Origin of the sequence: Corynebacterium riegelii (assembly GCF_001263755.1) — a bacterium.
Classification (GTDB): domain Bacteria; phylum Actinomycetota; class Actinomycetes; order Mycobacteriales; family Mycobacteriaceae; genus Corynebacterium; species Corynebacterium riegelii.
Genome location: NZ_CP012342.1, coordinates 160,396 through 174,604, shown reverse-complemented (window position 1 = coordinate 174,604; position 14,209 = coordinate 160,396). Strand labels below are relative to the sequence as shown.

General features: G+C 52.5%; 12 protein-coding genes. 2 read left to right on the top strand and 10 right to left on the bottom strand.

The annotated features are described in order from the left end of the window. Positions 1 to 67: 67 nt before the first annotated feature. Both AK829_RS12355 and AK829_RS00870 read right to left on the bottom strand, forming a co-directional pair. Complete coding sequence (locus tag AK829_RS12355; RefSeq protein WP_157045264.1) at positions 68 to 1,315, bottom strand: hypothetical protein; 1,248 nt, start codon at positions 1,313 to 1,315, stop codon at positions 68 to 70. 320 nt (positions 1,316 to 1,635) lie between these two features. After that, on the bottom strand, positions 1,636 to 2,376 hold the full coding sequence (locus AK829_RS00870; protein WP_269745054.1) for a DUF6270 domain-containing protein: 741 nt from the start codon (positions 2,374 to 2,376) through the stop codon (positions 1,636 to 1,638). Positions 2,377 to 2,526: 150 nt separating this feature from the next. On the opposite strand from AK829_RS00870, the gene AK829_RS00865 reads away from it, so the two are divergent. Next, positions 2,527 to 3,390 carry an ABC transporter permease gene (locus AK829_RS00865; RefSeq protein ID WP_198147775.1) on the top strand — a complete coding sequence of 288 codons (864 nt, stop codon included), beginning with the start codon at positions 2,527 to 2,529 and terminating at the stop codon, positions 3,388 to 3,390. Next, positions 3,380 to 4,186: an ABC transporter ATP-binding protein gene (locus AK829_RS12065; protein ID WP_083439694.1), complete on the top strand. Its 807-nt coding sequence runs from the start codon at positions 3,380 to 3,382 to the stop codon at positions 4,184 to 4,186. Before AK829_RS00865 ends, AK829_RS12065 begins: the two co-directional genes overlap by 11 nt. 5 nt (positions 4,187 to 4,191) lie before the next feature. Here AK829_RS12065 and AK829_RS00860 read toward each other — a convergent pair whose 3' ends face one another. From AK829_RS00860 to AK829_RS00825, 8 genes are all read right to left on the bottom strand, one after another. After that, the gene (locus tag AK829_RS00860) at positions 4,192 to 6,090 is read right to left on the bottom strand and encodes a glycosyltransferase family protein (RefSeq protein ID WP_083439693.1); all 1,899 of its coding nucleotides are present in this window, start codon (positions 6,088 to 6,090) and stop codon (positions 4,192 to 4,194) included. 46 nt (positions 6,091 to 6,136) lie between these two features. Then, positions 6,137 to 7,570: a glycosyltransferase gene (locus AK829_RS00855; protein WP_052203440.1), complete on the bottom strand. Its 1,434-nt coding sequence runs from the start codon at positions 7,568 to 7,570 to the stop codon at positions 6,137 to 6,139. Continuing rightward, positions 7,551 to 8,849, bottom strand: coding sequence for a glycosyltransferase family 4 protein (locus AK829_RS00850; RefSeq protein ID WP_083439692.1), 1,299 nt, complete (start codon positions 8,847 to 8,849; stop codon positions 7,551 to 7,553). Before AK829_RS00850 ends, AK829_RS00855 begins: the two co-directional genes overlap by 20 nt. Positions 8,850 to 9,023: 174 nt before the next feature. Then, positions 9,024 to 10,289 (bottom strand): UDP-N-acetyl-D-mannosamine dehydrogenase, encoded by a 1,266-nt coding sequence (wecC, locus tag AK829_RS00845; RefSeq protein WP_052203437.1) that lies wholly within the window; start codon positions 10,287 to 10,289, stop codon positions 9,024 to 9,026. Positions 10,290 to 10,402: 113 nt separating this feature from the next. Beyond that, positions 10,403 to 11,566, bottom strand: a complete 1,164-nt coding sequence (wecB, locus tag AK829_RS00840; protein WP_052203436.1) for a non-hydrolyzing UDP-N-acetylglucosamine 2-epimerase — start codon at positions 11,564 to 11,566, stop codon at positions 10,403 to 10,405. Positions 11,567 to 11,787: 221 nt separating this feature from the next. Continuing rightward, positions 11,788 to 12,432, bottom strand: coding sequence for a septum formation initiator family protein (locus AK829_RS00835; RefSeq protein ID WP_083439691.1), 645 nt, complete (start codon positions 12,430 to 12,432; stop codon positions 11,788 to 11,790). A 77-nt stretch (positions 12,433 to 12,509) separates the two neighbouring features. Next, the gene (locus AK829_RS00830) at positions 12,510 to 12,995 is read right to left on the bottom strand and encodes a DUF4411 family protein (RefSeq protein WP_052203434.1); all 486 of its coding nucleotides are present in this window, start codon (positions 12,993 to 12,995) and stop codon (positions 12,510 to 12,512) included. Between the two features lie 3 nt (positions 12,996 to 12,998). Next, positions 12,999 to 14,144 carry an ImmA/IrrE family metallo-endopeptidase gene (locus AK829_RS00825; RefSeq protein WP_052203433.1) on the bottom strand — a complete coding sequence of 382 codons (1,146 nt, stop codon included), beginning with the start codon at positions 14,142 to 14,144 and terminating at the stop codon, positions 12,999 to 13,001. Between the last annotated feature and the right edge of the window lie 65 nt (positions 14,145 to 14,209).

The following is a 14,209-nucleotide window of genomic DNA, read 5'->3' as shown; positions in this document are numbered from 1 at the left end:
ATTCACTCAATACCGAGCTGTAAACAGAATGAGGACTCAGCAACCCGGAACTTGGCTCCGTTCCTACCTAATGCAAGTGAAGAATTGTCCGGTAGACGCTCTTATTCAAACGAGCCTCAAACGATTGCTCCAGCATCGGTACGAGAATCCTCCTTGTATTAAAAGGCAGTATTACATCTGCAGCCATTTCATACTCTGCATATCCCCCTGCGGCCCAAGAACTCAAGCGGCTTTCCCAATAGAAAAGGTCAAATGGGTGAAAGATTGCCTGTTCGCCCATATCCAACTGAGTGTAGTCGATATATAAGTCCAGATATCGAATCAGATCAGTGTTTTCCGAAAACGACGACTGCGTAAATTTCGTAGCAAGACCACGCGCATTCAGGAGTGAAGGATCTCTCTCGCGGTAGAAAACCGTGCCGATTTCCGGACCGAGCAGAATCGCTACCTGACCGTCAGGAGCAAGCTCCTTGTAGAAACTTTCGGCCAATGCAGGGAACCGTGCCCATCCAGTAAATGTTTTCGCATAGGCTTTACTGAATTGACTAGACTTACCGGCCGGCTTCAAGTCCATTACCAAGAACCGCAAGTCAGAGTTCACTGCCAATCGACTGGCCGCAATCAAATCATTCCTAGAATGGGAAGGATTTTTATCGAAGGAGTGATAAGTGAATGCAATCGCGTTTAGCGCCTTCAAGCGCTCCAGTGTCGATTGAAGAAACACACGCGAATCCCAACCAGCAGTTAAACCGAAGTAGAAAGGCCTTTCCTTGTCCATTCCGAGGGCAAGCTGATGGTTGAGTTCTTCCTCAACCATCCGAGCAGCTTCAACGACACTACGCCTTTTGGGCACATAGCCCTTCGGAGGAAAGAATCGAGAGTGCTTAACCTCATTACGATGCACTGTCAAGACACAATTCGCAACGACCATCGAAACTGCGTCGTGCGGCGCCATCGCTCCCGGAAGCCACTTCCCGGCAGGACTTTTGTAATCAGGATGGTTTAAGAACGAGCGCGAGCGGTCAGTAGCTACAGCATTTACGGCACGTGCGGTCAAAGTCGAATGCGAAGAAGCTACAAAACCTCGATCACCTACGCTCCAAAAACATGACCGACTTGCTGTTGCGTCAACATAGATTCGTAGCGCCTCACCATCGATGACAACAATCACATACCGGCCTCCGAGCCACGAGACATACTCATCCAATGCCCGAAAAGTTAAGTCTCCGTCCGCCGCACCAATAAGACAACGGCCAATCTCTGCCTGATTGCTCGATTGCAGATCTGAATCAATTGCCGTGCCGATGAGGATCACGGTTCTATCGGAATCGTCTCCAACGCAGACTTCCACTGGCAGACGTGCGTCATGCCAAAGATCAAGACCAGCGGAGGAAACGTGCCTCCACCCACTCGGCACAAAATGGGGTTTGCACCCTTTAGCAAAGAGATATCCTCTCCCAAACGGAGATACATCCTGGGAGCGCCTTACACGCGATGCCATCAAAGCAGGACCTCGAGAGGATTTACCATCAAGCCAATGTCCCATCGATTTGGTTTGGATCGGCTTAATACGGCGGTACAACTGGTCAAATGGCCAGTGAATTATGACCTGTTTCAGCAGGTTGCGTAAAGGCATTATGTTAACTTCTCCAATATGGGTTTGCGAAGTTTTTCATAAACACTCTCAGTGTAGTGAAACGGCGCTGGCCCCCACTTATGTCGGGAGTCAGCAACCGTATCCTGCATTCGAACAACCTCAAAGCCGTGCGTCTCCGCGAAGTCCCAATACCTACGGTACATCGCGTTATACACACCAGCCTTTACGGCCTCAAATAAGCCAACCGTTTCGCCGGTTTCATCAACCAACGCCCAGTCAGGCGCTAGAAGTATCGTTTTATCAACTAGACCATTCTCCTGGAGTACCTGCTTGAACTGGAAGAATCTTTCCTTCCAAATGCGAAAGTGGTCTTCTTCACCAAAGTCGATGTGCGGAACACCTGCGGTGATGTTGTTGTAGTTCTCTGTACTACGAAACTCACCGCTATCTGTCACAAACGCATCAGCATCGAGCTGCCAAGCACCCAATCTCTCAATATTTAAATCCCACAACACCAGGTCGACAGCTGCATTCTCGTCGACATCGCGGAACAGTGAACCTTCTATGTCCGCTTCGAGCATCCGTCGCTGAAATGGACTACTCAGGTTGACATTTGGAACCAGTTGAGTTGCATCCGTGCCAGCAGAAATGAGCGACTGACGTGCCACGTACCTTTTCAGTTCGAAATTCTCCCCCAACAGAGGATCCACGGTATCGCGGCTCACGCACCCGCCAACAATGAGCAAACTGAATTCAGATGATGTCAATTGTGTTCTCACGCCCTAGTGCGATCTGAATGATTCAAAAGGTTTTAATAATCCTACTAGGCAACCACCCCGATTCCCTCTTTTAGGAGATTAGCAAAAGAAATTCTAGATTATGGTCAAGGAATGCAAGACCCACGCAAACTGTTAGCTGAGGATGAAATCGTGAGCACACTCCAACCCACCATCATTGAGGTCGATGACACTAATTTGAGGAGACTCAGCGCCCGACCAGGCCTCAGAAAGTACCTCGCACAAATCTGGCAGCGCCGTCACTTTATTTGGGCTGAAGCGAGGAATAAAGCGTTCTCACGAGGAAGAGATATGTACCTCGGCCGAGCCTGGGTTGTACTCCAACCGATTCTCGACTCTGCTGTATATATCCTTGTGTTCGGCGTTGTCCTCAAAATTTCGAAGAGTATTGATTATTTTATTGGTTACCTGGTTATCGGCGTAATCTTCTTCGGTTTTATCACTAGAGGTATCAACTCTGGTGCAGGACTGATCCAAAGCTCAAAGGGAATGATCTCTTCATTCTCGTTCCCGAAAGCAGCGCTCCCCCTCTCTCTCACTGTCAAGCAACTACTGGATAATGTTGCACCAGCGATCGTCGGGTTACTCATTGCCTTCCTATATCACGGATTAGTTCCTAGCTTCGCCGTCCTCGCAGTGCCCATTATCTTCCTGATGATTCATTTGTTCACTTTGGGGGCGATGCTGATCGTAGCAAGGGTTACCGCTTTCATTCCCGATCTAAAGGCACTTGTGTCCACCTTTACGCAGGGTTTATTTTTCGTATCAGGCGTGTTCTTCGATATTCACCGCTTCGACTCGAACGAGACTATCCAATCGATCATGCTTGCAAACCCTGCGTACCAGTTCCTTACAGCAGTACGAGAAGCAACCATCTACCAAACCGTTCCCCCCCTTGGCCGATGGCTTTATCTGGTGGTTTGGACACTGGGCTTGCTCATCATCGGCTTGATTTTCTTCTGGGAAGCCGAAGAAAGGTATTCGCATGTCCGGTAAACCAACCGTTGTCGTGAGAGAACTCTCTAAAACTTACCGTTTGACGTCCTCTGGATCGATCCGTGGACTCGGCAGGAAGACCACTTCTGTCGAAGCCTTGAAGTCCGTTTCGTTCGTCTCCTACCGAGGCGAATCCGTTGGCATTTTAGGAAAGAACGGCTCCGGCAAATCAACCTTGCTTCGCATCATCGCCGGAAACGAGTCTCCTACCTCTGGGCTCGTTCGAGTATCTGCTGAACCACGCCTCCTGGGAGTGTCAGCCGCACTTCAAGGTGCTTTAACTGGAAGGGAAAACGTACGGCTAGGCTTACTTGCCATGGGGCTACGTCCTGAGGAAGTTGCGCAACTAGAAGACTCCGTAATCGAATGGGCGGACTTGACCGATTCGATCGACCGCCCACTCCGAACTTACTCTTCAGGTATGTCGGCTCGTCTAAAGTTTTCCATCGCAACATCAGTCCGCGCAGAAATCCTACTAGTGGACGAAGCCCTGTCCACAGGAGATTCGACCTTCACTTCGAAAGCTAAGAAGCGAATGGATTCATTCTTGGAAGAATCGGGCACCGTTTTCCTAGTATCACATGGTGCAAAGACGATCCAGGACAATTGCACACGTGCGCTGTGGCTTCACGAAGGTGTAATCATCGCAGACGGACCCGCCGAGTCACTGACAAAGCGTTACAGAGTGTGGAGCAACCGAGCAGCGACCGGAAGAGACAACGAGGCAGCTGAGATCATTCGAGAAACGGCAGCGTCGTACACTCCCCCCACTATCCGACTAGCAAGCGAAACATAGCCCCGTTAGCACTCGACGTTAAGTACACCCGACCCGATAGCAATCACACGGGAATTTGCGAAGATGACCTCGTCATCGACTTCCCAAGTGTGGATAACAGACGAAGATCGCATTTGGACGAAGTTGAAGCGATCCGCAGAGTAGATAGTGTATCCACGCTTAACCGCACTGTTGAGAAACCCCGTATCCTCGCCCTTGGTGCGATCTGGGAAACTCAACCCCTCGGTAACCCGCCGGTGCCAAACTAGTGTTGGCCCTGCAACGAAATCCGTGAAACACAATTCGTGTTCCGGATTCCTGAGCAAGAAGCTGTCGGACTGCTCGTGGTACATGTATGACGCCTGCTTACCTACGATGTCTGCTCCGGAGTACTCGAGTGCGTTTATCTGATCCCGTAAGTAGTTCTCAAAATAAAGGTCGTCGTCATCAAACTTGGCCATATACTCGCCAGTAGCATTGGACGCTAGGTGGTTCATACATTTTCCAAGGGACCACGACTTCGGCGCCTTGAATACTCGCCCTGAAATCCCTTGAGGATACTGCGCCCTGACTGTTTCCGGCTGTTCGTCGATTCCATGAAGCATCAACAAGAGTTCAACATCTATGCTTCGTTGTCTCGCAATCTGCGAAAAGAGGTGACTCAACTGCTGTGGGCGGTTAGTTGAAGCAAGAATCGAAACCTTTGGCCGTACAACGCTTTGCTCCTCCACTAATCCAATCGCACTAAGAAGAGCGAAAGCACGGTCCGTATAGGTGTGATTCTCCCAGATCTTGCGTTGCGCTCTATGGCTGATTCGGTCTCTCACTTCTGGGGAATTAACGATGCGTCGAAGCAAGTAACTTCCACTCTCCGCATCGCGGATGATTGGTATTTCATCCTCGCTAAACATCCCACGTAGCGCGACGCTGTCGGTTGAGACTACTACTGCGCCAGACGCACTAGCTTCAAAGACGCGGCGACTGCACATCGTGGGGCTTTGTGTAATGGTATTGACGTTAAGAACGACCTTGAACCTCTTGAACGCTGACAACATCTTGTTGTACGGCAGCGCTCCTTCTACATAGCGCTCGTACTCTGAAGGAAACTGGTATTTGGCTTCTTTTCCTGCAAAACGCGAGAAAATGACCAACCCCTCCTTGAGGCTCTGAGAGGCTCGCAACGCAGCACCCAAAACAAGGGCGATTTGTTCTTGACGGGATTCAAATTTATGTGCAAAGTATGTCCCGGCGAAGGCGATATCACCCCGACGTTCCTCCCCCGCTTTCAAAATCGGATTATGAAGAACAGGTTGCGCAGCGAAAGGAAGGACTCCTACTCTCGCACTAGGCACAAGATCCTTGTAGCGCGGAACAAGATTTGCGTCTGTGGTGAAAACAAAATCGAAAAGCTCCGCCGTCTTGATGAAGTCATCGAAGTGAGCCGGATCCTCTTTATTCCAAAACACGGTCGGAATTCCGCTAGATTTGCACCAATCCACCAGCTTTCTCAGTTCTGGCGAAGGCGCGTTCTCTCCCGTCAGCTGATATCGCCACTTTCCTCCGTTGCCATTCCATGCGGATTCCACAAGAAGAAGCTCGAAGGGCCGCTTACTGCTCTTACGATCGGCTACAAATGACTCTCCCGGACTCACCGGCTGTAAATCGAACTCATATCCCCAAGCTTGTTCGGAAAACTCGTCCAAGATTGATGCGACTTTTATTTTTCGAAAAGGCTTTCTCGAGTTAAGCGCCGGGATAATCTCTTCAATGTCCGACCACCCACCGGCGGGCCTCGGTGCAATACGACGTGACAGAGCGAAAGCTGCCTTTTCAGCTGCCTTCCTCGCTCCTTGCCTTTGCAACACCGAGATGAAACGCGAGAAATCGCTTCCTAGTGAGCGAGCGTGTTCACGAAAACTAACCATGGCTGCTACTCCTTTGCATAATACTGTTGATCCGTCTCATGCAGAACTAAACGCCGTGTGTAACGATTTCTTCATAGGCTTGAAGCATGATTTGAGCACTGCTTCGCCATGTTCTCGTTTCCAAAAAAGTATCCAAACTATGTCCATAAAAGGATTCTGGATCCGCTAGAACCTTTCGCAGAGCTTCACTTAACGATTCTGGATCGTCCGGTGGAATATACAGAGCTAATTCGCCCGTTGCTTCTCTAACCGCCGGAAGGTCGGAAGCTACCACTGGGATCTTCATCCCCATCGCGAGCATCGGCTTTAGCGGGGTGACGGCTCTGCATACTTCGAGGTCCCGTCGCGGCAAAACAAACGCATCCAGCGCAGCACACCACAAAGGAACTGCTTGTGGGTCTTGTTTCCCCGCAAAAATAACCCGATCTCCTAGTCCCCTCTGAGCCGCCAACTGTTGAAGAGCAGGAAGAGCCGAGCCACTACCAACGACCAGAGCTTTAATGTCGTTATCAAGGAACTCCAAAGCCAGGATAAGCGCATCAATTCCTTCATAGTCTTCAACCGAAGTAATCGTCCCGATGAGTTTAGTTTTAGATGGAAGTCCGAGTCTCTCCCGAGCGCTTTTCTTGTCTGGAACGCTGCTAGCTTCATCCCAGTCGAATCCATTCGGAACGACAAAGATTCTGTCCTTGGGAATTCCTCGATTTTGGACGCGACGCCTTGATACTTCACTGAGTACGAATACCGCAGAAGCTGCCCGCATAGCTAAGGTTTCTCGTTGCCTAAACTGTTCGAGAAAGTCGCCATTTCTGGAAGCGGCGCCCTTGATCGCCAACGTTCTATCACGTTCCCCGCGGACTTCGTAGACCCATGGAACTCCCAGGATTCGTGCGGCCTCGCTAATTAGACTTGCGTTTCTGAAATCTGTCGTCGTATGAAGCAGGGTGACATCAAGTTGACGCGCTAGTTTTACGAGAAGATTGATCGCTTGTTGGCGGTTCTTATTTCTCCTCAAGGACATTCGAGTGGGCAACAAGAGAAAGTAAGTTATGCCACCGGCGTCGATAACATCCTGCTCAGGAACTTCGCCGATTGTAGCCGGATACCCTAGCCGTGTAACTGGAAAGACAGCTGCTCCTTCTCGCTTTAACTCAAGAAGCAACTTCTGAGTACGCACAGTGTATCCACTCACCGTGTACGGTTGCGCACTATTAACTAGATACAAAACCCGTGCTTCGCTGGCGTGTTTTGGCTCAGCGGAGGGAATGATAGGATCCCGAAAATCTCGCTCCGACGTGTTGTCTGGAACGCCCGCGCGTTCGATAGACTTAAGCAAAGCTGGAGGTTTAAGGCCGCCCGCTTGGGCTCTTCGGCCAATCTTCACAATGACTTTCTGGAGAAACAGCTTCGGCCCTGACAAGAAGTCCGCCAGCATCGTAGAAAAGAATAACCGGTAATGCTTAGCCGGACGCACCGCCATGCCTAACCTCTATCTGCTGTAAAAGCTTTAGCAATCGAACTGGCGTAGTTTCTTGACGTTCACGAATTACCCAGTCACGACCAGTGGCTCCGACTTTCAGACGACTCGGATTTCTGCCAAGGGCAACCCAAAGCTTCGCAAGGGCCGCCGGATCCTGCGGCGAGACAACGTCTCCGCCGTCCAGATCTCTAATCAGATCAGCGGCTTCTCCCTCTACCACCCCTGATATATGAATCTGGTTGAATAGTAGTTCATAAGTCTTCGAAGGCACCGTCCGCTGCAGGGGCTCCCATTCAGCCAAATGAACCAAAGCGGTGTCAGCCCAGTCGTAGTACGTATTCAAGCGCTCAGCTGGTTTTAGACGAATGAAGCGCGCATCGACGCCTAATTTCCTAGCTTTCTCTTCAAGCTGCTCGCGCGCCGCACCAGCGCCAACAAAAATCATGTGTATTTGCAAGCCTTGTTGCTGAGCCAAGCTAGCCGCTTGCAATGCGTTCTGGAGGTTCTGAGCTCGACCAATCGTGCCCGCGTACAACACGTTTAAATGATCTTTATTATGGTTCTTTCCTCGCTCATTCGTCGGCTGACTAGCTGCTGGAAAAACATTTCGAATAACTGTAACGTCTGGGCTGCGACCTTGCCTCGTCAGCTCAGGACGAGATTCCAGGGAGGCTTGCAAGGTGCTCGAGGTGACCAGAATCGCCTCCGCGCCACGGAGTAAATAATTTAGGACTCTTGTGGACAAACGTGTCACGATCTGTAAAAGACCGTTCTTGGCAAGTTTCTCCCGGATCGACGGAGCGCCGATCGCGGCGTTCCAAGTCGAAGCTTCAGCCATGAGATCTGGCCAGGCATCTCGGAGGTCGATAATGTACGGGCGTTCAAGAAACTTCGAAGCTATCCAAGTTACAGCAGCGGTCGGTAGAGCGGGGACAGTCCCGATTACAACGTCAGCTTGAATTTCCTTCCGGTTCTTCAGGAGCGTCCAAACTTGGGAGCAAGCAATCATTACCTGGCTGACTGCTTTCGATGTAATCGAGTTCCCTACGCGATACGCGGAACTGCGAAAAATACTCTCGCCGACCGGCCCTTCGGTCCGACGCCTCCGTGCCTCTCCACTATGAGAGTTGATCTTATTCGACCGACTGCCCCTCGGTGGCGGCGCAATTACGCAAACTTCGTGCCCCGCATCGATAAGCACTTTCGTTAGCCAAGACCAACGCCTTTGCGGAACTCCGTTTTCTGGGTGCCAATACTGGGTGACGAGAAGGATGCGCATGCCCTAGCCACCTCCGATTAACTACAAACTGAATAAATGCGGAGCCAAGGGAGCTCAAACCGGCGAGCAGCAGATATGAAACCGCAGTTCTAGCCGAAGGAGCTAGACCCCTTTGAGCCGCCCTGGGACAGTCATTCTTGAACCCTCAACTCTTAAAGGTAAAGCACGAGTAAGTTAGCGCCAAATTCCCCTGGTATCAATCACCGTCTTTCCGTTAAGCAAATTCTGGTCAACACCAACAAACTCTCGGTGATCAACTAAAAGAGCTACAACGTCCGCGGTTGTAACGGCGGTAACCAAATCGGCCAACTCGATGTTCTTATAGGCCGCGAGACGGTCAGGCAGGGTTTCAATGTTTGGCTCAACTACCGAAACCGTGGCTTCAGGATTTCGCTCCGCCAGTGTCTCTACGATACTCAACGACGGAGACTCTCGAAGATCGTCGATATCTGCCTTGAAAGCGATACCGAGCGCTGCAACCCTCTTATTTTCTGACTCGCTTAGTGCCTTTTCTACCTTGTCCAGGACGAAGGACGGCTTCCCATCATTGATCTCGCGTGCCTGGCGGACGATCTTAGCTTCCTCTGGGACTGCAGAAACGATGAACCAAGGGTCTACTGCGATACAGTGTCCCCCGACACCGGGTCCGGGTTTGAGGATATTCACACGCGGGTGGTGGTTAGCAAGCTCTATCAGTTCCCAGACGTCGATTCCAAGCCGGTCGCAAATGAGAGAAAGCTCATTCGCAAATGCGATATTCACATCACGGAAAGAATTCTCGGTGAGTTTTGCCATCTCTGCCGTCGTCGCATCCGTCGTCAGTAGCTCTGCTGTACAAAAAGTCGCGTACAAATCACGCGCAAGTTCAGTGCCCTTAGGAGTCAAGCCGCCAATAACGCGGTCGTTATTCTCCATTTCCTCCATGATTTGTCCCGGAAGGACGCGCTCCGGGCAATGCGCGATGAAGATTGCATTCTCATCTTCCTCATCAAGCGAGAGATCAGGCCGCTTCTCGATGATGTACTCAGCCATTTTGCGAGTCGTTCCAGGAGGGGAAGTTGACTCCAGAACCACGAGCGCACCTCGGCACAAATGTGGCGCCATCGCATCGACCGCTGCATTGATGTATTTGGTATCTACCTCGTGATTGTCGCCCTTGAACGGGGTAGGCACGCAGACGATATAGGCGTCCGCCTCCACCTGGTCGAAACGCGCGGTAAGAAAACCGCGTTCCACGACGTCCTTGAGCAATTCGTCAAATCCCGGCTCAACAAACGGCACTTCGCCCTTGTTGATGGAGTCAACGAAGACTGGATTTACATCAACACCGGTTACCTTTACTCCCTTGGATGCGATGAACGCCGCCGTCGGAAGACCGATATATCCAAGGCCAACGACGCAGACGTCTTCAAACGTATTGTGCACCGCGGTGTTTGCCACTTTCTTTTCCTTTCGTAAGGGTTAATCTTTCACCCGTTAACTATGCGGCTCAGATTTTCCTCCTAAAGCGTACCGTTGCCTACTAGGCCCGTGTGTTCAGTCCCGGTTACTTCCTATTTGCTGACAATCTCCGGTTCAAACTCGTCAATACGCTCCCCAACGCCTACCAACTCTGCAATAGCAGCGACCGCCCGTTCAGCGGCCTGGCCGTCCCCGTAGGGGTTGACTGCGTTCGCCATAGCTTCGTACGCTGCATCCTGATCGAGAAGATTCCTCGCCTCCGCGACTATTCGATTTCGGTCAGTACCAACCAGTTTTACCGTTCCAGCAACAACAGCTTCAGGGCGCTCAGTGTTCTCACGCATCACGAGAACGGGCTTACCAAGTGAAGGCGCCTCTTCTTGCACTCCACCCGAATCCGTGAGGACGAGGTATGCACGGCTCATCAACGCCGTGAACTGATCGTAAGGCAGCGGGTCCGTGATGATGACATTCGGGAGATTCTCAACCTCCGGGAGAACCGCATCTCGCACCTTAGGGTTAAGGTGCAAAGGCAGTGCGAAAATGTGGTCCGGGTAGGACTTCGCAAGATCCTGGACTGCACCGCCAATTTCTTTCATCGCGTCTAGATTCTCGCGGCGGTGGGTGGTAACAAGGACGAGCTTCTCGTCGGAATTCCGAAGCTCCTCCAAACGCGAATCATCAAACTCAACGTCCCATTCAGACGCGGCCAATAGTGCATCAATGACGGTATTACCGGTGACGACAATGTCCTTTGAACGGAAGTTCTCCCGACGAAGATTCTCGCGCGATTCACTCGTGGGGGCCAGATGGAGAGAAGCAACCTGACCGATAATCTTTCGATTCGCTTCCTCAGGAAATGGCGAGAAAATGTTGCCGGTACGCAAGCCAGCTTCAAGGTGAACAATCTTCACGCCTCGATGGAAACCAGCCAACGCTGCCACCATGGCTGTCGAGGTGTCACCTTGGGAAATGATGACGTCAGGCTTTTCGGCCTCGATAATGGGATCAAGCCCCTGGATCGCCCTAGAAACCAACTCATTGAGGGTCTGCCCTGGCTTCATCAACGCCATATCGTGATCCGGGGTGATACCGAAGCGCTTATTTACCTGCTCCAGCATCTCTTTATGCTGACCAGTAGACACCACCACAGAGTCAAAGCGGTCGTCGTTCTGAAGTGCGCTCACAACTGGCGCAACCTTGATCGCCTCTGGGCGCGTGCCGTAGACGGTCATGATTTTCGGCTTAACCGACATGGTTTCCTTACAGGGTTGTTCAACACAGGAGTACTCGCCATATCTTAGTGGAGCAACGTGGGCAATGGGGGTGGAGGCTAAATGCTCCCTCTCGTATTCCTCTGAAACTCACCCTTGTACCCACATTTTGTCCGGGCGATACGGTATTTATTCGTCGCGTAAGCCAGTTGGAAGCCCTATCACCAGAGTTAGATCGCCTGAGCCATTTCCGGGGTATCGGTTCAGTGCTCCGCTGATTCAGAAGCCGGGGCGTCCTCATGAGCTGGATCCCCCTCCGACACAGGCAATTCCTCAGGTGCCGGTTCCTCCTCGGGCGCAAGCCCCTCCTCGGGAGCCGGCGCCTCAGCAGGAGCTTCTTCCGGCGCTTCGGCTTCCGGGATTTCGCGGAGGCTGTCCCAAAGGAATTGATGCCACTCGCGGTCGTCAGGTGCTTCCTCGCTAGTGATCGCGGGGTTTTGCGTCATGCGCGGGTCGATGATGCGCCAGGCCGTCTCCCCTTCTGCGAGCACGCCGAGGCGTCGGCGGGCTTCCTGCTCCACGTAGACCGGGTCTTCGTAGCGGGCGATATCCGCCTCCAGCTCGTCTTTACGCTGCTGGAGTGCCTCGATAGACGCCTGGGCGCGCGCGATTTCGCTGCGGCCCTCGTAGTAATTGCGCAGCGGCACCGCAATCGCGATCAACACGGTGAGAATCACGGCGATCAGGATGCCAGTGGATGCGAGATCCTGCTGCAGGATCAAAGGCTTGGCGCGACCCTGTTTCTTGCGGGCCTCTGCCTGCTCGCGCTGCGCGCGGTCCCGGGAAGCAACAGGAACCGTCTTCGGCGCGCGGCGCTTCCTGCGCGGCTTTGGTGCATCTGGGGTCATAGTGATTGTTGAGCTTAGTCGGGGGTGGGGGCGTTTGGGGTTTTGACGTGGCGTCGATAGGCAAAAGAGCGAAGAGCCTAGACCGATATCTGCAAGGCGTGGAGAAAATCGAGTGGAGTAATCACCGGCACGTTGAAGTGTTGTGCAACGTCGGGGATTTTCACTTTCTTCACGCCGTTGGGAGCACCAACCTCAGCGGTGACGATGATTGCGCCGTGGCGGTATGCGGAGGCAACCAGCCACGAATCAGCCGCCGTAAAGAAATCGGTTACCGCGAATGGCTTATAGCTAGGCTGCCTATCCTTCTGAACCCAGTTCGCTACCTCCCCATAGCGGTTAATTTCTAACTGGTCAGGGTATAAAATCTGGTTCTTCTGGATGTGGGTGTTATACCAGCCAAACCGGGGGTGAGACCACCGCTGTAATTCCTTATCCACCTCCTGGTGGAAGCAGACTTGGGGTGTGAAAAGCTTCTGCTCCAGTTGCACCCAGAGTGACGGAAAGACAGTGCCTGGATAGTAATACTCAAGATGGCCAAGGAAGTTCGTATCAACTAGGTACACTCGCTACGCCCCTTGCATTCCGATGGGGCGCCGCTTAGCAACCAGGTTCTGGAAGTTGTCGAAGCTACGCGCACCTAGGTACCTCGCGGCCTCCATGTCAGATACCTGACCATCCACCGCGGCTTGGGTGAGCGTGTCAAAGAACCGCTCGCCCACCCGTGCCCGGACAAGCACTGGGAACTGTGGCGCGCCAGTCCGGCTTTCACCCTCGTTTGGTTTGGCTCCCATCAACACGGGGTATGCCTCTGCGGCATCCGCCTTAGTGATCAGATTCAGCTTTTGAAGGCGCAGCAACGAAGCTTCGCGGCTAAGTCCAAAACGCCGTGACACCGCATCCACCTCATCCAGCACTTCGCCGGATTTGTAACCCTGGCGAACAGCTTCTCCAGGGGCCAAGAACTCAGCGGCGAACTCGTTGCACCACTGCTCCAGCTCTTGCCTGTCGCTGTGGTCAGACAACCCTGGCTTGCCACGGACAACATGCCCCAACTCGTGCGCAAGGCTGAAAAGCTGCGCCGTTTTCGCGTCATTCGTATTAACAAATACGAGGACGAATCCGCTGTCTTCGATGGTGAAGCCCCGGAACTCCTCAACATTAAGACTGCGCTTCGTAGAATTTCCAACGATCGAATTGCGCGAAACCAGCAGACCAGCATCCTCCATTGAGCGCGCTAGCGACAAGACTTTTTCAGATCCCTTGAGTGGGACTTCCGGTGGTAGCCCAAGCACCGCACGGGTCTCTTGTGCCGCTTCACGGACACTGACTCCGCCAGGCACTGACGCGAAGATAGCCGGAGGCTCAACTCCGCTCGCTTCGGAGTGGTCTGCGTACCACGCAAGTCGGCTCTCCGCAGCGGTAAGTACGTCTTGAAGTTCCGGGCTGAGTTCAGCAATGGCCGCGCTTCGCACTGTCCGGAAATCCGCAACCCCGGAGTTATCGGCTACGGGAGCCTCCAACAGCAGAAACGCAAACGGGACATGCGCTTTGTCCGCTAACTTGCGTGCCTGCGCTAACGTCGGTTTCGCTTCGCGAGAAACCCACTGGTCCAGTTTTGGGAACTGCGCACTCAGGTCGTCATCACTCAGCCCTGTGCGGCGAATAGCCCATTCCAACACGGCGGGGGCGATAGTGACTTCAACTGCTGCCATATCGACCACCCTTTCCGTTGAAACACTGTTTGTCTGCTTTGGACGCTACTTTAAACGAACACGTG

Excerpts from the sequence above, each read along its gene's own strand:
- AK829_RS12065 (WP_083439694.1), top strand. The coding sequence starts at position 3,380 with ATGTCCGGTAAACCAACCGTTGTCGTGAGAGAACTCTCTAAAACTTAC.
- AK829_RS00860 (WP_083439693.1), bottom strand. The coding sequence starts at position 6,090 with ATGGTTAGTTTTCGTGAACACGCTCGCTCACTAGGAAGCGATTTCTCG.
- AK829_RS00855 (WP_052203440.1), bottom strand. The coding sequence starts at position 7,570 with ATGGCGGTGCGTCCGGCTAAGCATTACCGGTTATTCTTTTCTACGATG.
- AK829_RS00850 (WP_083439692.1), bottom strand. The coding sequence starts at position 8,849 with ATGCGCATCCTTCTCGTCACCCAGTATTGGCACCCAGAAAACGGAGTT.
- wecB (WP_052203436.1), bottom strand. The coding sequence starts at position 11,566 with ATGTCGGTTAAGCCGAAAATCATGACCGTCTACGGCACGCGCCCAGAG.
- AK829_RS00835 (WP_083439691.1), bottom strand. The coding sequence starts at position 12,432 with ATGACCCCAGATGCACCAAAGCCGCGCAGGAAGCGCCGCGCGCCGAAG.
- AK829_RS00825 (WP_052203433.1), bottom strand. The coding sequence starts at position 14,144 with ATGGCAGCAGTTGAAGTCACTATCGCCCCCGCCGTGTTGGAATGGGCT.